We start from the raw sequence: 23,545 nt of genomic DNA on the forward strand, positions 1-23,545 counted from the left end.
CACCTTTCTGTGAGACCGGGCTCGGTTTTAGCTATCGGAGCCAGGGCGGCTCAGGCGCTGGAGTTGCTCAGCCCGCGCACCGTACGCCGGGGCCGGCTCCGTTGTTTCTGCCGGCTCGCCAGGAGCATGCCGACCATCAGCGCTACCGGAATCGCCGCGCACAGCCCATAGGAGATCTGCGAGCTGGCGCCGGTGAGCACGTCGAAGTGAAGCAGCGCCAGCCCCCACACCCCGAACAGTGCCGCGCCGGAGACCAGCGGCAGGTACAGGCGGCTCAGCCGGCTGGCCTCGAGCTCCGGGTGCTTGCGGAAAAAGCCCACCACTGCCAGTGAGGTCATGGCCATCAGCAGAATCAGGCACAGCGTCGCCAGGTTGGAGAACCAGGAGAACAACTGCAGCACCGGGTCGGCATCGAGCAGCGCAGCGGCCACCAGAATCACCGCAGCGATCACCGTCTGCAGCACCGAGCCCATGTGCGGGCTCTGGTGCCGCCGGTGGGTGGCGCCGAGCATTTTCGGCAGCAGCCCGTCACGGCCGACGGCGAAGAAGTAGCGCGCCGCAGCGTTGTGGAAGGCCAGCAGGCCGGCGAACAGGCTGAACATGAACAGCAAGCGGATGGCGGTGGTCAGCCAACTGCCCACGTAGTGGTCGGACAGGCTGTAGACGAAGGTGGTCGGGTCTTGCATGGCTTGCAGCAGCGCGACGATCTTGTCGCTGCCGGCGCCCACCACCATGGCCCACACCGACAGCGTGTAGAAGCCGCCGATCAGCAGCACCGACACATAGGTGGCCAGCGGAATGGTGCGCTTGGGGTTCTTGGCCTCTTCGCCATACAGCGTGGTGGCCTCGAAGCCGATGAAGGCTGCAAAGCAGAACAGCAGGCCGATCGACGGTGTGCCGCTTTGCACGTTCACCGGCTGGAAGGCCGAGAAGTCCACACCCTGCGCCCCGCCCTTGGCCAGGATCGCGACATCCAGCAGCAACATGGCCAGGTACTCGGCGATCACTACCACCGCCAGCAAACGCGCGGAGAGGTCGACGTTGCGGTAGCCGAACCAGGCAATCAGCGCCAGCGCTGCGAGGGAGCAGGCCCACCACGGCACGTCGATGCCGAAGGCCACCGAGATATTGCCCGCCACCACCGTGCCGAACAGCCCATAGATGCCCGCCTGCAGCACGTTGTAGGCCAGCATCGCAAGGATGCCCGAAGCACCGCCTGCCACACTGCCCAGGCCGTGGGAAATGATCGCGTAAAAGCCCCCGGCGTGGGTCACGTGGCGGGCCATGGCGGTGTAGCCGGCGGCGAACAGCAACAGCACCGCCAGCGTCACGACCAGCAAGGCCGGCGTGCCGGGGCCATTGCCGAGCATGATGCCGATGGGGAAGCCCCCGGCGATCACACTCAGCGGGCTGGCGGCGGAGACGACGAAAAAGACGATCAATGCGGCACCCAGGGTGCCGCGACGCAGTTCCGTGGAGGAACCGCCACACGCAGGTACGCTCATTTTTTTTACCTTGTTCTATGAGGCAGTCGCGACGTGGAACCGGCTGTAGGCTAAGGCTGCCCAGCACGGCATGTTCTTGTTGTCACCGATTAGGCCCGGCGCTGAATTGATGCTATGCCGGGTGGATCAGGGGCGGGTATCCCAAATTGGCGGGAAAATGCCGAACGGCGTGCAGGCGGTCGCGGGGCTCGGTGGCCGAGCCCCGCGCGAAGGGTAGGCTCAGAGTTTATGCAGGAAGTTGATGACGAACTTGTTGCCCTCGGTGCGATTTTCAGCGCCTTGCTCGAAGTAACTGTTCACCGTCAGCACGTTCTCCCGGTCGAAGGCGTAGGCGAACCCCGGCCCGATGGCCCAGACCTTCTCGCGCCGGCCGCTGGCCTGATGCCCATCGATGCGGGTGTCGGTGATCTGCTTGAGCACATAGCCGTTGATGCCCACGCTCAGTTTGTCGGTGAGTGCGTACTGGGTGGTGAGGTTGGCGTGCAGCGCCTGGCCGGCCTGAGTGTCGGAAACATCGCCGAAGGAGCGCTGCGGGTCATGGTTCTCGGCATTCCACAGGTACATGAAGCGCCCGCTCACCGACCACTTGGGGGTGAACCAGTAGGTGGCAGCGTAGTACGGGTTGAAGGAGAAGAAGTTGCTGCCGGGGTTGATCGACTTGTCGCGGTCATAGGCCCCGGTGGGCAACACGAAATCGGCTTCGATGCGCTGGGTGAGCAACGGTGAGCCGTCGGCGCGGGTCAGGGTGGGCAGTTGCAGGAACGGGCCGATGGTCAGGTCGCCGATGCCTTCGCGTGAACTCAGCACAGCGTTGTCCAGCCCGTCGTGTACGCTGACGTGAGCCAGTGAGGTGACCAGCGCCGTGACCCCAAGGGTTGCGCCGTTGCTCATGGGCTCGGGCACCCAGATCAGTTGGGTGGTGGGGGCGAACACCGTCACGTCCTGGCGCGGCAGGCCCAGCTTGTGGCCGTCCGCGTCGTTGAAGCGGCTGGCCTTCGAATAGGTGAAGTACTGCTCCAGGTACAGGCCGGGGCCGCCGGGCACCGGTGAGCCGTCGTAAAAGCTGGTGCTGCCGAGGTTGAGCCCGGGCAGGTCATAGGCGTGGGCTGCCAACGACTGGCAGGCAAGAACAGCGGCCGCGATCAACCGCAAGCGTGGCTTGAGCATGGTGTGCATCCTGATTGTTATTGTTGGGTTGCATAGCCCGGCCGTTGCGGCCGGGCGCCGCTGCCTTTACAGGTACGTGGCCGCCAGCCCGCCATCGACGGGCAGGTTGACGCCGTTGACCCAGCGCGAGGCGTCGCTGCACAGAAAGGCGATCACCGCCGCCACTTCATCGGCCAGCGCCGGGCGCACCATGCGCGAGGCATCGCGGGCCACCCGCTCTTCCCCAGCATGCTGACGAAGTCACCCAGGATCGGCGTGAATACCGGCCCTGGCGCCACGCAGTTCAGGCGCACACCGTGGTCGCGGAACCAGCGCTGCGATTGCTGGAAGGTCCAGACGATCAGCGCCTCCTTGAAGTACTGGTAGCAGGTCCTGGGGTCTACAGCGTTGGCCTCGAGCCACTGCTGGCCGGCGGCGAAATCCTCGGTGGCGGCCAACGCCTTGTGCTGTTCCAGGCGCAGCGGCCATTCGGCGCCCAGCACCGAGGCGACGTTGACAATGCTGCTGCCGGCCGGCATCCGCCCCAGCAAGCCCTGGCTGAGGTGGCGCAGGCCCAGATAGTTCACCCGCCCCACCAGCTCCGCCGGCGCCGTGCCCGGCACCCCGGCCACGTTGCACAGGCCATGCACCGCGCTCGGCAGTTGCCCCAGCAGCGCGTCGATCGATGCGGGGTCGCCGAGGTCGGCCTTGAAGAAGCCATCCAGGGTCAGTTGCGGCTCGTTGCGGTCCACACCGATGACGGTGGCGCCGGCAAAGCGCGCCAGCCGCGCCAGCTCTGCGCCGATGCCCGACGAGACGCCGGTGATGACTAGTGTTTTGTTGTTCAGATTCATGACGGCGACCTTTTATTGTTGTTGTCGGATGCGTTGGGTTCGAAACCTAGAAGGGGTAGGCCGGCGGTGTGTCCTTGACCGTCACCCACTGCCACTGGGTGTACTCGTCCCAGTCCGCCGGGCCGCCCACGCTGCCGCCGTTGCCGGAGTGGCCGCGGCCGCCGAAGGGGTTCACGCACTCATCGGCCACGGTCTGGTCGTTGATGTGCAGCAGGCCGCAGTGCAGTTGTTCGCCGATGGCCATGGCGCGGCCAATGGAGGGAGTGATGACCGCAGCGCTCAGCCCGTATTCGGTCTGGTTGGCCAGCTCGATGGCCTGCGCATCGCTGGAGAAGGTCACGACCGTGGCCACCGGCCCGAAGATTTCCTCGTCGAAGGCGCGCATGCCGGGTTGCACGGCGCTGAGCACGGTGGGCTGGTAGCACAAGCCGTGGTACTCGCCGCCCGCCTCCAGCCGCGCCCCAGCCTGGAGGCTTGCCTGGACGATGCTGTCCACCCGCTGCAACTGACGGGCGTTGATCAACGGGCCCAATGCCGCTTCACCGCGCGCGGCGTTGCCCACGCTGAGCGACCGGGCCTTGGCCACCAGCCGCTGCACCAGCGCATCGGCAATGGCCTCGTGAACCAGAATGCGCCCGCTGGCCATGCAGATCTGCCCCTGATGCAGCCAGGCGCCCCAGGCAGCGTTGCTGGCAGCCAAGTCCAGGTCGGCGTCTTCGAGAATGATCAGCGAGTTCTTGCCGCCCAGCTCCAGCGCCACCTTCTTGAGGTTGCGCCCGGCGACTTCCGCCACCTTGCGCCCCGCACCCGTGGAGCCGGTGAAGGCGATCATGCCCACGCGCGGGTCGCTGCACAGCGCCTCACCAGCGTCAGCGCCACCGGGCAGCACCTGCAAAAGCCCCTTGGGCAGCCCGGCGGCCTCGAACAACCGGGCGATAAGGAAGCCACCGCTGACCGGCGTCTGTGGGTCGGGCTTGAGCACCACGGCATTGCCTGCGGCCAGCGCCGGCGCCACCGAGCGCAGCGAGAGGATCAGCGGGAAGTTGAACGGCGAAATCACCCCGACCACGCCATGGGGCAAGCGCCGCGCGTAGGACAGGCGCCCGCCTTCGCTGGGCAGCACCACACCATGGGGCTGGGCCAGCAGGCCGGCGGCCTGGTGCAGCAGCACGATGGCTTCGCGCACTTCGTGCTCGCCCTTGAACAGCGCCGCGCCGGTCTCGCGGGCGACGTACAGCGCCAGCTCGTCGAAATGCGCCTCGGCGTGGCCGGCAGCGGCGCGAAAGATCGCCGCGCGCTGGCGAGGGCCGACCTTGGCCCATTCGCGCTGGGCGCTGGCGGCCTTGGCACAGGCCTGGGCGATGTCTTGCGGGTTGGCGATGCCGGGCTGGCTGAGCAACAGGCCGGTGGCAGGCTCCACCACGGCCTGCTGGCCACCCTGGGCGGCGACCCATTGGCCATCGAACACACGGCCGGCCCACAGGGCATCGTCGAGCAAAGCATTTTCATGGGTGACTGACATCTGCAACTCCCGCTCTTATGGTTGTATTCGCGGCGGCGCCGCGTGCACAAGCACCAGAGCAAGGCCTGTGCCGCTACGCTTGCAGCCTTGCAGATTTGTGGGCGATGGCTCTGGCCTGCAGCTTCCCGGTTGTGCCCGGAACCTGCGTGGTTTGCCCCGCGAAGGCGGCCATTGCTCAAATGATAAAGTTATGTTTAATAACTATATCGCCTTGTGATGATTTGAGCAGGGCCACCCAGAGGCCAGACAACAATGAAAAACAGCCACTGCCCGATCCCTGACCATCAGGTCCCTACCGTGCATTTCGCCCCGCGCGGCGACAGCCGGGAGCTCGCTGACAGCGGCTCGCCGAGCCTTGAAGACCTGCGCGAGTGCCTGCTGTTTTCCCCGACGACGGCCGCATCTGGCTCAACGACCAGCGCATGCTGCTGTTGCACACCTCCTCGTTCGGCGCGCTGCGCCAGGAGATCATCGAGCGCCTGGGCACGCCCCAGGCGCGCGCCCTCTTCACCCGCACCGGCTACCTCTCCGGCGCCCGCGATGCGCGGCTGATCCGCGAACGCTGGCCGCAGGCCTCGGCCGCGTCGATCTTCGCGGCCGGCACGCACCTGCACACGCTCGAAGGCATGACCCGCGTCGAGCCGCTGTACTTCAAGTTCGACGCCGATTGCGGCTTTTACGAAGGCGAGTTCCTCTGGCACCACTCTTGCGAGGCCGATGAACACCTGGCCGCCTATGGCGTGGGCCAGGACCCGGTGTGCTGGACCGAGCTGGGCTATGCCATGGGCTTTGTCAGCGGCCTGTTCGGGCGCATGGTGGTGTTTCGCGAAATCGAATGCCGCGGCATGGGCCATGCCCACTGCCGGGTGGTGGGCAAAACCGCCGAACAATGGGGCGATGCCGAGGCCGACCTTGCCTATCTCAACGCCGCAGGCAGCCAGGTGGCCAGCGCCCCGCCCGCCGCCGCCACATTCGAGCCAGCGCCCGCACAGGGTCTGGAGCCAATCGGTGCCAGCGCGGCCTTCAACGCGGCCAGCCTCGCCTTGCAGCGCGTCGCGCCCACGCCAGCCACCGTGTTGATCAGCGGTGAGTCGGGCGTCGGCAAAGAACTGTTCGCCCGCCAGGTGCACCGGCTGAGCCCGCGCCGCGACGCGCCCTTCATTGCGCTGAATTGCGCAGCCATCCCCGACAACCTGATCGAGGCCGAGCTGTTCGGGGTGGAGCGCGGCGCCTTCACCGGCGCCAGCCATTCGCGCCCCGGCCGTTTCGAACGGGCCCAGGGCGGCACGCTGTTTCTCGATGAAATCACCTGCCTGAGCCTGGAAGGCCAAAGCAAGCTGCTGCGCGCCCTGCAGGAGCGTGAGATCGAGCGGGTGGGCGGCACCCAGGCGATCAGGGTCGATGTGCGGCTGGTGGCAGCATGTAACGTCAATTTGCAGAAAGCGGTAGCCGGCGGGGCCTTTCGCGAGGACCTGTTCTACCGCCTGAACGTCTACCCCATCGCGCTGCCACCCCTGCGCGAGCGGCGTGACGACATCCCGCTGCTGATCAACGCCTTTTTGCAGCGGCTGTGCCGTGACTACGGCCGCACGCCCTCGGGGTTGACGCTGCGGGCCTTGAAGACACTGCTGCGCTACGGCTTCCCCGGCAACATCCGCGAGCTGCAAAACCTGATCGAGCGCGGGCTGATCGCCACCGAAGACGGCCAACCCATCGACCTGGTGCACCTGTTTCGCAACGAGCGGCTGCCCGAGCAAGGCTATGGCGTGGACCGCTATGGCAGCCTGGAAAGCGCGGCGCCCGCCCCGGAAGCCAGCGAGCCGCTGCTCGACACCCTGGCCCAGCGCGACCCCGGTTTCAGCATCGAGGGCCTGGAGGCGCGGCTGATTCAGGAGGCGCTGGTGCAATGCGCCGGCAACCTGTCCGCCGCGTCACGGGCAGTGGGCCTGAGCCGTGCGCAATTCGCCTACCGCCTGAAGAAGCACAGCGCTAAAGATCCAGCACCAGCAGCGGGCTGCGAGCCCTCGAGCAACAAGGGGTGAACTGATCGTTGCGGGCCTGTTCTTCCTCGCTCAGGTACAGGTCGCGGTGCTCCGGCGTGCCTTCCAGCACACCGGTCAGGCAGGTCCCGCAGATGCCCTGCTCACAGGAGACCGGCACCTCGATGCCGTGGCGCTGCAAAGCCTGCACCACGCTTTCATCCGCCCCCACTTCCAGCACCTGGCCGGTGCTGGCGACCTTGATCGCAAAGCTCGCCTCGGCGCCGGCAGGCGACGGCGCAGCGCTGAAGTATTCGCGGTGCAGGCAGGCGTCTTTCCAGCCGTGGTCGTGGGCGGTGCCCAGCACATGCTCCATGAAGCCGCCGGGACCGCACACGTACAAGTGGGTGGCCGGATGCGGATGGGCCAGCAGCGCGGCGGTGTCCATCCGGGTGTCGGGCTCGTCGTCGCAATGCAGCCACACCCGGCCGGCCAGCGGGCCAGCCTGCAAGCGAGCCTTGAACGCGGCCAGCTCACGGCTGCGCACGCAGTAGTGCACGGCGAAGTTGGCACCCTGCGCCAGCAGCGCTTCGGCCATGCACAGGATCGGCGTGATGCCGATGCCACCGGCGAACAGCAGGCTGCGGTTGGCCTGCGGCGCCAGGGCGAACAGGTTGCGCGGTTCGCTGATCAGCAGCCGTGAACCTGTCTGGAGTTGTTCGTGCACGGCGCGTGAGCCGCCCCGTGAGGCCGGGTCGTTGAGCACGCCGATCAGGTAGCGGTGGCGCTCGCTGGGGGCGTTGCACAGCGAATACTGGCGCACCCACCCGCCGGGCAGGTGCAGGTCGATGTGCGCACCTGCCGTGAATGCCGGCAATGGCGCGCCGCTGGGGCTAGCCAGTTCGAAACTGCAGATGCCCGGCGCTTCGAGCACGCGGGCGGTCACCTGAACCTCGATCATGCGCAGTACTCCTCTTACGCCTGGCGGGCGATCAGGTCGGGTTGGGCCGCACGCTCGGCGGCGACGATGCGCTCCAGGATCTTGCGCGACTGCACGCCACCGGCGTCGATGTTGAGCTTGAGCAGGTTGCGCTCGGGGTAACGCAGCAGGTTCTGCTGTTGCTGTTCGAGCATTTCTAGGTCTTCGCTGAAAATCTGGCCCTGGCCTTCGCGGATGCTGGCGGTGAGCGCTTTATCGCCTGGGTTGAAGTTGCGCGCCATGCCCCAGAAGTACCAGATGCTGGTCTCGGTCTGCGGGGTGATGAAGTCGACCACGATGCTCGACGCCTTGTGCTGCGGCTCGGCGTCGTAGCCGCCCTTGCCGGCGTGGGCCACGCCGACTTCGATCAGCACGTGGCTGGGCGGCGTGAAGCGGCAGATCTGCCAGCGGTCCACCGGCACGTCGTCGGCCAGCCCGTTGCCGCGCAGGGCCATGCGCCAGAAAGGCGGGGCCATGATGTTGTCCATGTAGCGCGCGGTGACCACTTCATCACCGTTGACGGTGGTCACCGGCGGCGCTTCGTCGATTTCCTTCTGGCCGATGCTGGAGGCGTGCACGTAGGTTTCGTGGGTCAGGTCCATGAGGTTGTCGATCATCAGGCGGTAGTCGCATTTGATGTCGAACAATCCGCCGCCGTAGGCCCACTGCTCGCTCTCGGCCCATTCCAGATGGGGGATCAGTGCCGGGTCGGCCAGGGCCGGGTCGCCCGGCCAGACCCAGATGAACCCATGGCGCTCCACCGCCTGGTAGCGCTTGTTGGCGGGGAAGCCGCGCACGCGCTGGCCGGGCATGTGCTGGGTCTTGCCGTCGCCGCCCATCACCAGGCCGTGATAGCCGCACACCAGCTGGCCGTCGACCACCTTGCCCAGCGACAGCGGCGCGCCACGGTGCGGGCAAAAGTCTTCCACCGCCAGCACCTGCCCCTCGGGGCCACGAAAGAACACCATAGGCTCGGCGCAGATCTGCCGGCCCAGGGGTTGCTGTTCAAGTTCATCGGGGGTGCAGGCAACGTACCAGGTGTTCTTGGGAAACATCGGAAGCTCCTTCGGCCCTACAGCGGGGCCCATGAAATCGGTGGCCGTGGCAACCGATTCGATGCAGAATTAGTTAATTTTGTTAATTGATCAGGTACTTCTCACGCATGTCGGCACACAGCTTCCTCGATTCTCTGGTGGGCTACGCCCTGCGCCGGGCCCAACTGAAGGTGTTCCAGCATCTGGTGGGCAGCCTCGCCGAACACGACCTGCGCCCCGCCGAGCTCACCGCCCTTGCGATCATTCAGGACGAACCCGGCCTGATGCAGGCAGAGCTCGCCCGCCAACTGGCCATCGACCCGCCGCAACTGGTGCCGCTGCTCAACAAGCTGGAGAAGCGCGGCCTGGCCGAACGGGTGCGCGCCCAGCAGGACAAACGCGCCTACGGCGTATTCCTTACCGCTGAAGGCCAGGCCCTGCTCGAACCGCTCAAGGCCCTGGCCGCGCAAAGCGACCTGGCCGCTACGGCGCCGCTGACCGACAGCGAGCGTGAGCAGTTGCTGGCGCTGCTGCACAAGATCGACACCGCGCCGCTTTAACGGCCGGCCCGCAGCAAACGCGGGTCGCTGCCGCTGTACAGCGCATCGACCAGCTCGGCACGCCAGCGCAATACGGCGCGCTGGTTGATCGAGCCTTTGTCGGTGATTTCACCGCGATCGATCGACGGCGCCTCATCGAGCAAGGCGATCCATTCCAGCCGCGAGGCGTTGCCACTGCCGTGCTGGTTGAGGCCTGCCAGCCAGTCGCTGAACCACTGGCGCACCGGCTCGCTCATCAACACCTGCGCGTCACTGGCCTCGGCTGGCAGGCCTGCCAGCGCCCGGCACGGCCCCAGCCGCGGGAACACCAGGGCGCCCAGGCAAGGCCGGTCGGGTGCGGTAATCACCAGGTCGCTCAGGTGCGAAGCCCCGGCCAGCACCGCGCGGTTGCGCAGCGGCCCGACGCTGACGAAAACGCCGAAGAGAGCTTGAAGTCCTCGGCGATGCGGCCGTCGAACATCAGGCCCAACGCCGGCTCGGCCGGGTCAGCCAGGCGCACGGCATCGCCGGTGCAGTAAAAGCCTTGTTCGTCGAAGGCTGCGCGGTTCTGCTCATCGCTGGCTCGCCAGTAGCCAGGCATCACGTGCGGCCCGCGAAAGCGCGCTTCGAGTTTGTCGCCCACCGGCACCAGGCGTACTTCGCAGCCAGGCGCCGGCAGGCCGATGTAGCCGGCCATCGACAGCGGCCCGGTGGTGAAGGTGCACGAGGGTGCGGTTTCGGTCATGCCCAGCCCGGCCATCATGCGGATGCGCTGGCCGCAGTGCTGCTCGGCGACGCGGTCCAGGCGGTCCCAGATCGATTGTGAGAGCCCGGCAGCGGCGAAGAAGAACAAGGTGATGCGCGCAAAGAAGCGCTCGCGCAGGCTCGCGTCACGCTCCAGCGCACCGACCAGCTCTTCCCAGCCCTTGGGCACCGTAAGGTAGGCCGTGGGCGAGATGTCCTGCAGGTTCTGCAGCGTTTGTGCAAAGCCCTGTGGCGTGGGCTTGCCGTCGTCGAGGTAGAAGGTGCCGCCGTTGTACAGCACGATGCCGACGTTGTGGCTGCCGCCGAAGGTGTGGTTCCAGGGCAACCAGTCGACCAGCACCGGCGGCACCCGGCCGAACTCGGGGAAGGTCTGCAGCAGCATCTGCTGATTGGCGCAGAGCATGCGCTGGGTGGTCATCACCGCTTTGGGCAGCTGGGTGGAGCCGGAGGTGAACAGCAGCTTGGCCAGGGTATCGGGCCCGGTGCGGGCAAAGGCGGCTTCTGCCCTGGCGCCACCGCGTTGCGACAACAACGCGGCAAAGGGTATGCAGGGCCGCCCTGATGCCAGCTCACCCCGCACACTGACCACCGGCGTTGCGGCCGGGATCACCGTCTCGATGGCGCGTTCGAAGGCCGGGGCGTCGTTGACGAACACCAGCCCCGGGGTCAGCAGGCTGCACACGTGGCGCAGCTTCTCCAGGTCCTGGGACAGCAGCGAATAGGCCGGCGACACCGGGCAATAGGGGATGCCGACGTACATGGCCGCCAGCGCGATCTGCAGGTGCGGGATATCGTTGCCCGACAGGATCACCAGCGGCCGCTCGGCGCTCAAGCCATAGCTGAGCAGCGCCTGGCCGATGGCGCGCACATCGCTGAGCATCTGCTCGTAGCTGACCTCGCGCCAGCCGCCGCCGGGGTGGCGCGCGGCGATGAAGGTCTGCTGCGGGCGCACTGCTGCCCAGTGCACCAGGCGGTCCAGCAGCCTCGCCGGCATCGCTTGCAGGGGCTCGGCGGAGCGCATGTGCAGCACGCCGCCTTGCTCGGTGACTTCGACGCCGGGCTGGCCGAGGGCAACCGGGCGGTATTGCGCCGTGTTCTCGAAACTCATCTCACACTCTCCCGCTGATTGTTGTTGTCGGTGGTGAGGCAGGGAGCGGTCAGCGTTTGTAGGTTTGCAGGCCCGGCTTGATGGATTTGTCGTCGAGGAACTGCTTCATGCCCTGGGCGCGGCCGCCTTCGGGGTCGAGCAGGCGCGACTGGTCGAGCTTGGCGTAAAGGTAGTCCTCGTTCTGCTCCCAGGTAAGCTCGCGGGAACGTTTGAAGCCGATCTTGGCCGCACGCAGCACCACCGGGTTCTTCTCCAGCAGGTTGCGCGCCAGGTTTGCGGTGACTTCCTTGAGTTGCGCCAGCGGCACGCTCTGGTTCACCAGGCCCATCTCGGCGGCGCGGCGGCCGTCGAAGGTCTGCCCGGTCATGATGTAGTACAGCGCTGCGCGGTGGCCAACGGTGTCGGCCATGGCCTTGCTCACCAGGTTGCCCGGCGGGATGCCCCAGTTGATTTCCGAGAGGCCGAAGGTTGCCTCATCGGCTGCAATGGCCAGGTCGCAGGCCACCAGCGGGCTGAAGCCACCGCCGAAGCACCAGCCGTTGACCATGGCGATGGTGGGCTTGGTGTACATGCGCAGCAGGCGCCACTGCCATTGCGAGGCTTCACGGCGGATCTTCTCCTGAAGGATCTCGGGGCCGGCGTCGGTTTCGCGGAAATACTCTTTGAGGTCCATCCCCGCTGTCCAGGATTCACCAGCCCCGGTGAGCACCAGCACGCCGGCGTCCGGGTCCTGCTCCAGCACCTCCAGCACCTCGACCATCTCGCGGTTGAGGGTGGGGCTCATGGCGTTGCGTTTTTCCGGGCGATTGAGGATGACCCAGGCGATGCCCTGATCGATCTCTACCTTCACGGTCTGCCAGCGGTCTTGGTACGTGCTCATCGCGAGTGCTCTTGTTGTGGGGGCGATGAGGCGAAATTAGCCCGGCCATTTAGTTATGTCAATTAATCATTTATGAATTTAACCAATGCTCCGATGTGTCCTTTCAGCCTGCGAAGGAGCATCCACTTATAAGATTTATGCCTATATAAATTCTTATTTAGCTGTTTTGGAGCTATAGCCGATCGCTATACCCTCTCCCCACACCTTTGCACCGCACCACTCCACACAGGACCGCCTGGCATGAGCCCATCTCTGAACCTGGTCGCCGAGCGCACCGCCCAACCGCTTAGGACAAGGACGCGACCATGACCGCCCACCTCCACCGCGCCACCCTGGCGCCCCTGCAAACCGCCGAGCAACTGGCCCGGCGTTTCGCCGAAACCGCCGTGGAACGTGACGCCCGTGGCGGCACGCCCAAGGCCGAGCGCGATGCGCTGCGCGACAGCGGCCTGCTGGCCCTGGCAATCCCCCGTCAGTTCGGCGGCCTGGGCGCCAGCTGGGCCGAAACACTGGCGGTGACGCGGGTGTTCGCCCGGGTCGACAGCTCCGTCGCCCATGTCTTCGGCTTTCACCATTTGATGCTGGCCACCGTGCGGCTGTTCTCGCGGCCCGAGCAGTGGCAGCCCTGGTTCGAGCAGACCGCGCGCAAGCATTGGTTCTGGGGCAACGCACTCAACCCGCTGGACAAGCGCACGGTGGTCAAGCGTGTGGAGGGCTGGTACGAATTCTCTGGGCGCAAGAGCTTCTGCTCCGGCGCCAGCGATTCCCAGATGCTGATCGCCTCGGCGGTGGATGAACAGGCCGGCGGCAAGCTGCTGATCGCCGCCATTCCCAGCGGCCGCTCCGGCATCACCCTGCACGATGACTGGAACAACATCGGCCAGCGCCAGACCGACAGCGGCAGCGCCACCTTCGAGCGGGTGCGGGTGGAGCAGGATGAATCACTGCTCGACCCTGGCCCGCTGAGCACGCCGTTTGCCAGCCTGCGCCCGCTGATTGCGCAATTGCATTTCGCCAACCTGTTCCTGGGCATCGCCGAGGGCGCCTTCGATGAGGCGCGCCTATACACGCTCAAGGAAAGCCGGCCGTGGTTTCGCGCAGGCGTAGACAGCAGCGAACAGGACCCCTACGTGCTGCACCATTACGGCGAGTTCTGGGTGGGCCTGGAAGGCGCGCGCCTGCTGGTGGAGCGCGCCGCAACGCTGCTGGACGAGGCCTGGGCCAGAGGGCCTGACCTGGATGCCGAAACCCGGGCGCAACTGGCAGTAGCCGTAGGCACGGCGAAGGTGGCCACCACCCGCAATGGCCTGGACATCTGCAACCGCATGTTCGAGGTCAGCGGCGCCCGGGCCACCCACGCGTCGCTGCGCTTCGACCGCCACTGGCGCAACCTCAGAACCCAGACCCTGCACGACCCGGTGGATTACCGCCTGCGCGAGCTGGGCGAATGGGCACTGAGCGAGCAGCGCCCTACTCCTTCCTTCTACTCATAAGGCGCGCTTTATGAACCTGCTGACCCTCCCCCTTCACCGGCCCTGGCCACCTCGATCCGAGCCACGGCACAAGTGTTCGAAGACCCGACATCGCAAGCGCTGCTGGCGCACTTGAGGCAGGTGGCCCCTAGCGAAGCCAGCGTGCTGATCATCGGCGCCACCGGGACGGGCAAGGAGCTGGTCGCGCGTTACGTGCACAACCTGAGCGGGCGCAAGGCCGGCCCGTTCGTTGCGGTGAACTGCGGCGCCTTTTCCGAAACGCTGGTGGAGGCAGAGTTGTTCGGCCATGAGAAAGGCGCCTTCACCGGGCACCGGCGGCCAAGGCCGGCTGGTTCGAGGAAGCCAACGGCGGCACGCTGTTCCTCGATGAAATCGGCGACCTGCCGCTGCCGATCCAGGTCAAGCTGCTGCGCGTGCTGCAGGAACGCGAAGTGGTGCGGCTGGGCTCGCGCAAGAGCATCCCGATCAATGTGCGGGTGCTGGCCGCCACCAACGTCAACCTGGAAAAAGCCATCAACGCTGGGCACTTTCGCGAAGACCTCTACTACCGCCTGAACGTGGTGAGCCTGCACCTGCACCCGTTGCGCGAGCGCCCCGGCGACATCCTGCCCCTGGCACGGCACTTCATCGCCGAATACAGCCGGCGCCTGGGCTACCCGCGCATCGAGCTGAGCGACCAGGCTGCCGAGCGGCTGGTGAGCTACGACTGGCCGGGCAACATCCGCGAGCTCGAAAACGTGATTCACCACACCCTGTTGCTGTGCCGCGACACGGTTATCCGCGCCGAGAACCTGCACCTGACTCACCTGCGCATCACCCGCGACAGCGAAGCGCCGCCCGCGGATGAAAACGCCAGCGAACTGCTGCAGCGGGCATTCGGCAAACTTTTCGAGGAACACAGCGGCGCGCTGCATGAGCAGGTCGAAGACGCGCTCCTGCGTGCCGCGTACCGTTTCTGCCATTACAACCAGGTGCACACCGCCAACCTGCTGGGGTTGTCGCGCAACATCACCCGTGCGCACTTGATCCGGATCGGCGAGCTGGTGGTCAACCGCCGCCGGCCCGGCGAAGCCCCGGCAGGCGGCCGGGTGCTCCACCTTTCGGTATGAGGCTCAAGCCACCGCAGGCTCGGTGGCGGCAGCGGCCTCCAGCTCGCGCACCAGCGGCAGCACGCGCGCGCCGAAGTATTCCACCTCTTCCTGAAAATGCAGGAAGCCCGCAAGGATCAGGTCCACGCCCACCGCCTTGAGCGCCACGATGCGTTCGGCGATCTGCCGGGGGTGCCGATCAGGTTGGTCTTGAAACCGTCGTCTGTATTGCACCAGGTCCTCGAAGGTCGATTTCGCCCAGTTGCCCTCGCCTTCCGGGCTGGCGGCGCCGGCGTTCTTCGCTTCGCTGGCGAAACCGTTCACCGCATCGGGGTCGGCCTTGTCGATGATTTCCTGCAACACCGCGCGCGCCTGGGCTTCGGTCTCACGGGCGATGACGAAAGCGTTCACGCCGATCTTGACGCTGTGGCCGTTGGCGGCGGCCTTGGCGCGAATGTCATCGACCTGCGCCTTGATGCCTTCGACGCTGTTGCCGTTGGTGAAATACCAGTCCGACACCCGCGCCGCCATGTCCCTGGCCGCCCGCGAGCTGCCGCCCTGGAAGATTTCCGGGTGCGGCCGCTGCAGCGGTTTCGGCCTGAGCGTGTAGCCGTTGAAGCGGTAGAAGTCGCCGTGGAAGCTGAAGTTGTCCTGGGTCCAGATGCCCTTGAGGGCGTGGATGAATTCTTCCGAACGGCGATAGCGTTCGTCGTGCTCCAGCCAAGGCTCGCCGATGGCGCGGAACTCGCCCTTGAACCAGCCCGAAACGATGTTGACCGCGATGCGGCCGTGGGTGAACTGGTCGATGGTCGCCAGTTGCTTGGCCGCCAGTGCCGGGTTCCACGGCCCAGGCAGAATGGCGGCGATCACCTTGAGCTTTTCAGTGGCCGCCAGCAGTGCGTGGCTGATCGCCACCGACTCGTGCTGGTTGTCGGCGCCGTAACCGGCGGTGAAGCGGATCTGCGACAGCGCGTAATCGAAACCTGCGCGCTCGGCGATTTGCGCCAGCGTGCGGTTGTAGTCGATGTCCCAGCTGGTGCGCTGCTCGATCTTGCTGACGACCAGCCCACCGCTGACGTTGGGTACCCAGTAGGCGAACTTGATGGCTGCGTGGCTCATTGGAGCGTCTCCTTCGATCAATTCAGGCGAGGCAAGGCGTTTTGCAGCAACCATGCCAGTGCCCGGAGCCTCCAGAACCGTGGGTTTCAGGCGGTGGGCCGCGTTTGGCTGCCCGCAGGCAGGCAGCCTGTGCAAACGCTGTTGCCCTGCCGACAGCAATGCCGGTTCCGGTTCCGGTCCCGGTTCCGGTCGCTGTTGCCCAGCCAACAGGCCTTGCGCAACCCGCCCCGCAGCGGGCGAACCACGGGCGTTGCCGGCGCCTGCCAGCCTTGCGAACGCGGGCGCCGAGCCAGCGGCACAGTCTGTGCAATCACCCCAGCCATGCGCAGGGCCGCGGCCTTGCATCCTCGTTGCCTGAAAACAGGAGTTGCCATGACCATCCCAGCACACCCCTTGCCGGCCTTTTCCAACGGCACCGACTACGCCGCGCTGGCCGCGCGCTTTCGGCCGATCTTCGCCAGGATCGCCGAGGGCAGCGTCGCCCGCGAACGGGCCCGCAGCCTGCCGCACGAGCCGATCCAATGGCTCAAGGCCGCAGGCTTTGGCGCGGTGCGCGTGCCCGTGGAGCACGGCGGCGCGGGCGCTTCGCTGCCGCAATTGTTCGAGCTGCTGATCGAGCTGGCCGAGGCCGATTCCAACGTCACCCAGGCACTGCGGGCGCACTTCGCCTTCGTCGAAGATCGCCTCAATGCCCACGCCAGCGCCCCGCAAACCGTGTGGTTCGAACGCTTCGCGGCTGGCGAACTGGTGGGCTGCGCCTGGACCGAAGTGGGTGCGGTCAAGATCGGCGACGTCATCACCCAGGTCACGCGCCAGGGAGAGCAATGGGTGCTCAACGGCACCAAGTACTACAGCACCGGCAGCCTGTTCGCCGACTGGATCGACGTGTTCTCGCGCCGCCAGGACACGGGCGCGGACGTGATCTCCGTGGTGCGAGTGCAGCAGCCCGGCGTGCGCCAGCAGGACGACTGGGACGGCTTCGGCCAGCGCACCACTGGCAGCGGCACCTCGGTGTTCGAGAACGCCGTGGTGGAAGAAGGCAACGTGATCGACTTCACCGAACGCTTCAAATACCAGACCGCCTTCTACCAACTGGTGCTGCTGGCCGCCATCGCCGGCACCGGGCGTGCAGCGGTGCGCGACTTTGCCGCCGAAGTGCAGGCGCGCAAACGGGTCTTCAGCCACGGGGTGGGCGGCGCGGTGAGCCAGGACCCGCAAGTGCAACAGGTGATCGGCAAAGCGTCCGGGCTTGTCTATGCCGCGCAGGCCGCGACGCTGAGCGCAGCCGAGGCCTTGCAGCAAGCCTACCTCGCACGCTTCGGCGCCGACCCACAGGCCGAGCGCAGCGCCAACGTGGCCGCTGAGCTGGAGTCGGCGCAGGCGCAGGTCGCGGTGGTCGACCTGGTGCTGCGCGCCACCAGCGACCTGTTCAACGGGCTGAGCGCCTCGGCCACCAGCGTGAGCAAACAGCTCGACCGCCACTGGCGCAACGCCCGCACCGCAGCCAACCACAACCCGGTGATCTACAAGGAGCGCATCATCGGCGATTGGCATGTGAACGGCAGCGAGCCGCCGTATGTGTGGCAGATCGGCGGTGGGGTGAAACAGGCCGGCTGAGCACGGCCGGCCTGGGCAGTTCAGCCTTGCTGCCTGCCCAGGTAGAAATGCCGCAGGTCTTCGCGGGCGGCCAATTGCGCCGCCTCGCCCTCGCCCGCCACGCGGCCGTTTTCCATGATGTAGCCGTAGCTGGCATGGCGCAGCGCAACGTTGATGTTCTGCTCGGCGATCAGAAAGCTCACCGCTTCACGGGCATTGAGCTGGGCGACGATCTCGAAAATCTCCTCGACGATGATCGGCGCCAGGCCCATCGAGGGCTCATCCAGCAGCACCAGGCGCGGGTCGGTCATCAATGCCCGGCCGATGGCGAGCATTTGCTGCTCACCGCCTGAGGTCAGCCCGGCCTGGGTCTTGCGCTTGGCCAGCAGCCGCGGGAACCAGGCGTAGATGCGCTCCAACCCCTGCTGCAGCGCCGCCCGCGACGGCTTGCGCAGGAAGCCGCCGGTGCGCAGGTTCTCTTCCACCGTGAGGTGGGCGAACACATGCCGGCCCTCCAGCACATGCACGATGCCTTGCCGCGCCAGCTGATTGGCTGCAAGCCCTGCCGTGTTCTGCCCACGAAAGCGCACGGCGCCACGGCTGATCTGGGCGCGGTCGGCGTGCACCAGCCCCGAAACCGCCTTCAAGGTGGTGCTTTTGCCCGCACCATTGGCGCCGAGCAAGGCGACGATGCCGCCCTCCGGCACCCGCAGCGAAACACCAGCGACGGCGAGAATCGCGCCGTCGTAGATCACTTCGATATCATCGACGGCCAGCAGCGCTGCCTGCTCGGCCTTTGCCTGGATCTGTGTGCCCATCGGGGCGCACCTCGGCTGAAAAGGTTGGGCGTCATTGCTCGGCCTGGCAGTCACGCGGGGTCACGTGCTTTTCACTGGCGTACTGCGCTGCCTTGGCATCGATCAACGGGCGCAAGGTCGGGCGGTCGGCCTGCACCCAGTCGGTGAGCAGGTTCCATTGCTTGCCGTCCCACTGCTGCACCTTGGCCGAACCGCCGCCTTCGTGGTCGCGGCACGACAGTTTCAGCGGCTGCATCAGGCCCAGAAAGCCGATCTCCTTGAGCCGTGCGTCATCCAGGTTCAACGCTCCAGGCCCCAGCGCCCTTCCTCGCCGTTGAGCGGGCGCTTGCCGAATTTCGCTTGCCCGGCACGGATCGCCTCTACCGCGATGGCCGCGTTCACCAGGCCAGAGTTGTAGTAAACGCTGCCGAAACTGCGTGGGTCTTTCAGGTCGCTCTTGCCGGTGTCGAGGATGTATTTCTTCAAGCGCTGGTGAATGTCGAAGGTCGCCCCACCGGGGTATGGGGTCAGCGCCAGATAGCCCTTGCCCGCCTCGCCGGCCGGCAGCACGTCTTCATCGGAGCTGGCCCAGATGTCGCCGACGATGTGGTCCACCGGGAAGCCGAAGCGCGCGGCGGTCTTGATCGCCACCGGCGTCGACACGCCCCAGGTGCGCAGGAACACCCAATCAGGCTTGAGCTGGCGCACCTGGCGCCACTGCGAGGCCTGCTCGTTGCCGGGGTCGGCCACCGGGATCTGAATGTTTTCGAAGCCGTATTTCTCCGCCAGCAGTTTCAGCGGCCCCTGGGTTTCGCGGCCGTAGGCCGAGTCGTGGTAAACGGTGGCGATCTTCTTGCCGCGCAGCTTGTCGAGGCCCCCTTCGCGCTGGGCGATGTAGTTGATGAAAGCCGAGGCCTCGCTGTAGAAGGTCAGCATCACCGGGAAGTTGTAGGGGAACACCGCGCCGTCGGTGGCCTCGGTGCGGCCGTAGCCCAGGGTGATGAGCGGGATCTTGTCGGCCTCGGCCTTTTCCGCCAACGCGTAGGCTGCCGGTGCGCCGTTGGGCTGGTAGACCGCCACCGGCGCGCCATCCAGGCCTTGCTTGAAACGCTCGTAGCACTCGATGCCCTTTTCGGCGGTCCACTCCGTTTCACACTCCTGCCAGACCAGCTTCACGCCATTGATGCCGCCTTCGACCTCGTTGATGTAGCGCAGGTAGTCGATCATCCCGGCCCAGACCGGGATGCCGCTGGAGGCGTAGGCGCCGACCCGATAGGTGGCCAGCGGCACGAATTGTTCGGTCGCTGCCGCCTGCGCGGCAGGTGCACTGAGAGTAGGAAGGCCCAGGGCGAGCACGGCGCCGAGGACGGTACGCTGCAAGGTTGTCCGCATGTCGTTCACTTGTGTGGAGAAGGATAGGTGTGGGGTGAGGTGCATCAGAAACGCAACGGCCACGCCTTGAGGCGCGCGCCGAGGTTGGTCAACAGGCGCGCCAGCCCTTCGGGTTCCTTGATCAGGAAGAAGATGATCAGTGCGCCGAAGAGGATCTTTTGCAGGTTCTGCAATTGCCCGGCATCGATGCTGCCGGCGAACCACCATTGGCCCACGTGGTTCAGTGCGATAGGCACCAGGCTGATGAAGGCCGCCCCGATGAAGTTGCCGGCAATGCTGCCCATGCCACCGATGATGATGATGAACAGGATCTGGAAGGATCGATTGATATCGAAGCTGCCGGCGCTGGCGGTGCCGAGGTAGGCAAAGGCCCACAACGCGCCGGCGATGCCCAGGTAGAACGAGCTGATGGCGAAGGCCAGGCGCTTGTAGCGGTCGACCGGGATGCCGATCACCGCCGCAGCGGTGTCCATGTCACGGATCGCCATCCAGTTGCGCCCCACCTGGCTGCGCACCAGGTTCACCGCAGCCCAGGTCAGCAGCACCACGCAGGAGAGGGTCAGCAGGTAGCGCCCGGCCGGCGACGCCAGGCTGTAGCCGAACAGCTCCAGGCGCGGCGCGCTGATGGTGCCGGACGAGGCGAAGTTGTAGAACCAGGGAAACTTGGAAAACAACCACTCCAGAAAGAACTGCGCCGCCAGCGTGGTCACCATCAGGTAAAAACCCTTGATGCGGTTGCTCGGGATGCCGAACACCAGGCCCACCACACCGGCGATGAGCCCACCGCCGAGCAGCGCCAAGGGCAGCGGCAACGCTGGCACCCGAAGCAACAGGCCGTAGGTGGCGAACGCGCCCACCGCCATGAAGCCTGCTGCGCCCACGGAGGTCTGGCCGGTATAGCCGGTGAGCAGGTTCAGGCCCAGCCCGGCCAGCGACAGCACCAGGAACGGGATCAGAATCGCGTTGAGCCAGTAGTCGTTGCCCAGCCACGGCACCGCCACGAAGGCCACCGCCAGCAGCACGCCCAGGTGCCATGGCCAGCGCCGCTTGACCAGGATGAGTGGCGCACTGCCGAGCACACTCGGCGCGGGAGATTGGATAGCCGTCATCAACTCATACCCGTTCGATGGCCCGGTCGCCGAACAGGCCGGCGGGGCGAATGTAGAGGAACACCAGGGCCAGCGCGTAGGCGAACCAGGTGGTGATGCCACCGCCGATCAGCGGGCCGATATAAGCCTCGGCCAGGCTCTCGGCAGCACCGACGATCAGGCCGCCTGCAATGGCGCCGCCGATCGAGGTGAAGCCGCCGATGATCAGCACCGGCAGGGCCTTGAGCACCACCAGCGAGAGGGAAAACTGCACACCCTGGCGCGCGCCCCAGAGCAGCCCGGCCACCAGCCCGACGCTACCGGCCACGGCCCAGACCACTTGCCAGATGCGGTTGAGGTTGATACCTACCGACAGCGCCGCGCGGGTGTCGTCGGCCACGGCGCGCAGCGCGATGCCCAGGCGGGTGCGGTCGAACAACAACGCCAGCACCGCCACCAGCACAGCGGCCACGGCGGCGGCCACCAGGTCGAACTGGCTGACCATGATGTCGCCGAGAAACAGCGGCACGTCTTCGATGCCCAGGTCCAGGGCACGCACCTGCGCCCCCATCAGGCCCTGAGCCACGCCTTCGATGATGAACGACAGGCCGAGCGTGGCCATGAACAGTGTGATCTGCGAGCGATTCACCAGTGGCCGCAACACCAGACGCTCGATCAGCAGCGCGGCGACGACCATCACCAGCAGCGCCAGCAGCAACGCCAGCGCGAATGGCACACCGCGCTCGTGCAGGCTCACGAAGGTCAGCGCGGCGAACAGCAGCATCGAGCCCTGGGCGAAATTGAACACGCCGCTGGCCTTGTAGATCAGCACGAAGCCGATCGCCACCAGCGAATACAGGGTGCCAGCGAGCAAGCCGCCGATCAGGGTTTCCAGAAAGGCATTCATGCGTGCGCGGCCCCCAGGTAAGCGGCGATCACCTCCGGGTTGGCCTGCACCTGCGCAGGCGTGCCGTCGCCGACCTTGCGGCCGTAATCGAGCACCACCACATGGGCGCACAGCCCCATGACCACCTTGATGTCGTGCTCGATCAACACCACCGTGGTGCCAAGCTCGCGGTTGATGTCGGCGATATAGCGGCTCATGTCCTGCTTCTCCTCGGTGTTCATCCCAGCCATGGGCTCGTCGAGCAACAACAGCGTGGGCTGCGCGACCAGTGCCCGGCCCAGCTCCACGCGCTTTTGCAGGCCATAGGCCAGGTTGCCCACCGCTACCTCACGCCAGGGCTGCGATTCGAAGAAAGCCCAGCACCTCTTCGGCGCGCTGCTGGAAGGCGCCTGCCTCACGCCGGGCGCGTGGCAGGCGCAGGGCCTGCTCCAGGAAGGTGCTGCGCTGGAAACGCGACAGCCCGGTCAGCAGGTTGTCGAGCACGCTCATGTTCTTGAACAGCGCATTGTTCTGAAAGGTACGGCCGATCCCTCGCTGCGCGGCCTTGAGCGGGTGCGGGCGGCGTAGCGGCTGGCCGTCGAACAGCAACTCGCCACTGCCCGAGCGGTACACGCCGTTGAGAATGTTGAGCAGCGAGCTTTTGCCTGCGCCGTTCGGGCCGATCAGCGCGCAGATCTCGCCGCGCGCCACCGAAAACGACAGGTCGTTGATCGCCTTCACCCCTGGAAAGACAGCGACACGTTGCGCACTTCAAGCAGGGCACTCATGCGGCGCGCTCCACACTGCCCTGCTGCAACCAGGCCAGGGGCACGGCAGTGCGTGGCGGGGTGGCCGGCGCTGCCGGGCAGTCGATATGGGCCAGGCGCTCAAAACCCAGCAAGGTGCGCACCCGCGCTTTTATCCAGCGCCTCACGCCCCGGCGCGGGTCGCGCAGGGTCCAGTCGCAGAGCTGGCGCCGCCAACTGCCTGCAGGGGCCAGGCGCGCTTCGATTTCGTCCGCGAGCGCCTGGGCGCGGGATGCCGACAGCAACAGCGCGGTGGGTGCCACTTCGCGGCGGTCGCGGCTGGCAGAGCCTCGGGTTTCCGGAAAGGCGAAGCCCGTTCCCGTCTCGAGCCAGCGGCTGAGCACGTGTTTCAAGCCCTCTGCCCATTCAGTGCCCTCGTCGACCCACACCACCTCGTCGGCTGCGGCGTTTCGCCAGGCAAGGGGTTGCGGCGCTACCTGCTCGCCTACCAGCAGGGCCGCAAGAGGCACGACCTGCCAGCCGCTTGCTGTCGCAGCCGTGGCCTGGGGGCTGACCACCGTGATCGCAGTGTTCACTGCCTGGCTTGCCGTGCGCCAATGGGCGACTTCTTCACGCCGCTGCACGAAGGCAAAGCGCGGGCGCGCCGTGCGCAAGGCCTGCTCCAGCGCCTCGCCCTGGCTGTCGCGGCTCACCACCACGCAGCGCCCGCCCAGGCTGCGTACCGCCAGGGAAAGATCACCACGCCCGGCTCCAGCGCACCACACAAGGCCACCGGCGCCTGGCCGGTAAATCCAAGCTCACGCAACGCTGCCGCACAACGCTCCACGTCCTGCAACACGTCGGCCCAGCGCCAGGCCTTCCACACACCCTGGCGGCGGTGGCGCAAGGCAATCTTCAGCGGAGCGCTCTGCGCCCATCGGCGCAGAGCAGTAAGCGCCAATTCAGGCACGGGGTCCGCAAGTTCAGGAGCGAAAAGATGAACAGTCATGGGTGTGCCTTCTGGTCAGG

Annotated in this window: 16 protein-coding genes and 5 pseudogenes; 5 read left to right on the forward strand and 16 right to left on the reverse strand. The window is 66.4% G+C overall.

The window, feature by feature from the left end; genetic code table 11:
- Nucleotides 1–50: 50 nt before the first annotated feature.
- The 4 genes and pseudogenes from LN139_RS09605 to LN139_RS09620 form a co-directional block, all read right to left on the reverse strand.
- Nucleotides 51–1,505: an APC family permease gene (locus LN139_RS09605; RefSeq protein ID WP_236359695.1), complete on the reverse strand. Its 1,455-nt coding sequence runs from the start codon at nt 1,503–1,505 to the stop codon at nt 51–53.
- Nucleotides 1,506–1,724: 219 nt separating this feature from the next.
- Nucleotides 1,725–2,672 (reverse strand): SphA family protein, encoded by a 948-nt coding sequence (locus LN139_RS09610; protein WP_236359696.1) that lies wholly within the window; start codon nt 2,670–2,672, stop codon nt 1,725–1,727.
- Nucleotides 2,673–2,738: 66 nt separating this feature from the next.
- Nucleotides 2,739–3,505, reverse strand: a pseudogene (locus LN139_RS09615) (coniferyl-alcohol dehydrogenase).
- 46 nt (nt 3,506–3,551) lie between these two features.
- A complete protein-coding gene (locus LN139_RS09620) occupies nt 3,552–5,027 on the reverse strand; it encodes a benzaldehyde dehydrogenase (protein WP_236359697.1) in 1,476 nt (491 codons plus the stop codon).
- A gap of 422 nt (nt 5,028–5,449) precedes the next feature.
- Here LN139_RS09620 and LN139_RS09625 point away from each other — a divergent pair, with 422 nt between their 5' ends.
- Nucleotides 5,450–7,069: a sigma 54-interacting transcriptional regulator gene (locus tag LN139_RS09625; protein WP_442964425.1), complete on the forward strand. Its 1,620-nt coding sequence runs from the start codon at nt 5,450–5,452 to the stop codon at nt 7,067–7,069.
- Here LN139_RS09625 and LN139_RS09630 read toward each other — a convergent pair.
- Entirely contained in the window at nt 7,017–7,967 is a 951-nt protein-coding gene (locus LN139_RS09630; protein WP_236359698.1) for a PDR/VanB family oxidoreductase, read from the reverse strand. The two genes, LN139_RS09625 and LN139_RS09630, sit on opposite strands and share 53 nt — an antisense overlap.
- 14 nt (nt 7,968–7,981) lie before the next feature.
- Nucleotides 7,982–9,040 carry an aromatic ring-hydroxylating dioxygenase subunit alpha gene (locus tag LN139_RS09635; RefSeq protein ID WP_236359699.1) on the reverse strand — a complete coding sequence of 353 codons (1,059 nt, stop codon included), beginning with the start codon at nt 9,038–9,040 and terminating at the stop codon, nt 7,982–7,984.
- Between the two features lie 107 nt (nt 9,041–9,147).
- On the opposite strand from LN139_RS09635, the gene LN139_RS09640 reads away from it, so the two are divergent.
- Complete coding sequence (locus LN139_RS09640; protein WP_236359700.1) at nt 9,148–9,579, forward strand: MarR family winged helix-turn-helix transcriptional regulator; 432 nt, start codon at nt 9,148–9,150, stop codon at nt 9,577–9,579.
- Here LN139_RS09640 and LN139_RS09645 read toward each other — a convergent pair.
- Both LN139_RS09645 and LN139_RS09650 read right to left on the reverse strand, forming a co-directional pair.
- Nucleotides 9,576–11,431: pseudogene (locus LN139_RS09645) on the reverse strand (feruloyl-CoA synthase). The gene LN139_RS09640 and the pseudogene LN139_RS09645 sit on opposite strands and share 4 nt — an antisense overlap.
- A 49-nt stretch (nt 11,432–11,480) precedes the next feature.
- Nucleotides 11,481–12,311 carry a p-hydroxycinnamoyl CoA hydratase/lyase gene (locus LN139_RS09650; RefSeq protein ID WP_236359701.1) on the reverse strand — a complete coding sequence of 277 codons (831 nt, stop codon included), beginning with the start codon at nt 12,309–12,311 and terminating at the stop codon, nt 11,481–11,483.
- A 305-nt stretch (nt 12,312–12,616) separates the two neighbouring features.
- On the opposite strand from LN139_RS09650, the gene LN139_RS09655 reads away from it, so the two are divergent.
- Complete coding sequence (locus tag LN139_RS09655) at nt 12,617–13,804, forward strand: acyl-CoA dehydrogenase family protein (RefSeq protein ID WP_236359702.1); 1,188 nt, start codon at nt 12,617–12,619, stop codon at nt 13,802–13,804.
- Between the two features lie 42 nt (nt 13,805–13,846).
- Nucleotides 13,847–14,913 (forward strand): annotated as a pseudogene (locus tag LN139_RS09660) (sigma-54 interaction domain-containing protein).
- A gap of 3 nt (nt 14,914–14,916) precedes the next feature.
- Here LN139_RS09660 and sfnG read toward each other — a convergent pair.
- On the reverse strand, nt 14,917–16,011 hold the full coding sequence (gene sfnG / locus LN139_RS09665; RefSeq protein ID WP_236359703.1) for a dimethylsulfone monooxygenase SfnG: 1,095 nt from the start codon (nt 16,009–16,011) through the stop codon (nt 14,917–14,919).
- A gap of 372 nt (nt 16,012–16,383) precedes the next feature.
- Between sfnG and LN139_RS09670 the strand changes: the two genes are divergently transcribed.
- Entirely contained in the window at nt 16,384–17,628 is a 1,245-nt protein-coding gene (locus LN139_RS09670) for an acyl-CoA dehydrogenase family protein (RefSeq protein ID WP_236359704.1), read from the forward strand.
- 20 nt (nt 17,629–17,648) lie between these two features.
- On the opposite strand, the gene LN139_RS09675 is transcribed toward LN139_RS09670, so the two are convergent.
- From LN139_RS09675 to LN139_RS09705, 7 genes and pseudogenes are all read right to left on the reverse strand, one after another.
- A complete protein-coding gene (locus LN139_RS09675) occupies nt 17,649–18,425 on the reverse strand; it encodes an ABC transporter ATP-binding protein (protein ID WP_236359705.1) in 777 nt (258 codons plus the stop codon).
- A gap of 31 nt (nt 18,426–18,456) precedes the next feature.
- Nucleotides 18,457–19,796, reverse strand: a pseudogene (locus LN139_RS09680) (ABC transporter substrate-binding protein).
- 44 nt (nt 19,797–19,840) lie between these two features.
- Complete coding sequence (locus LN139_RS09685; protein ID WP_236359706.1) at nt 19,841–20,905, reverse strand: branched-chain amino acid ABC transporter permease; 1,065 nt, start codon at nt 20,903–20,905, stop codon at nt 19,841–19,843.
- A gap of 4 nt (nt 20,906–20,909) precedes the next feature.
- Nucleotides 20,910–21,791: a branched-chain amino acid ABC transporter permease gene (locus LN139_RS09690; RefSeq protein ID WP_236359707.1), complete on the reverse strand. Its 882-nt coding sequence runs from the start codon at nt 21,789–21,791 to the stop codon at nt 20,910–20,912.
- A pseudogene (locus LN139_RS09695) lies at nt 21,788–22,558 on the reverse strand (ABC transporter ATP-binding protein). Before LN139_RS09695 ends, LN139_RS09690 begins: the two are co-directional and overlap by 4 nt.
- Nucleotides 22,555–23,301 carry a hypothetical protein gene (locus LN139_RS09700; protein WP_236359708.1) on the reverse strand — a complete coding sequence of 249 codons (747 nt, stop codon included), beginning with the start codon at nt 23,299–23,301 and terminating at the stop codon, nt 22,555–22,557. Before LN139_RS09700 ends, LN139_RS09695 begins: the two are co-directional and overlap by 4 nt.
- Nucleotides 23,226–23,525 carry a hypothetical protein gene (locus LN139_RS09705; protein WP_236359709.1) on the reverse strand — a complete coding sequence of 100 codons (300 nt, stop codon included), beginning with the start codon at nt 23,523–23,525 and terminating at the stop codon, nt 23,226–23,228. Before LN139_RS09705 ends, LN139_RS09700 begins: the two co-directional genes overlap by 76 nt.
- Nucleotides 23,526–23,545 lie beyond the last annotated feature (20 nt).

This window comes from Pseudomonas sp. KNUC1026, assembly GCF_021650705.1.
In the GTDB taxonomy this organism is placed as follows: domain Bacteria; phylum Pseudomonadota; class Gammaproteobacteria; order Pseudomonadales; family Pseudomonadaceae; genus Aquipseudomonas.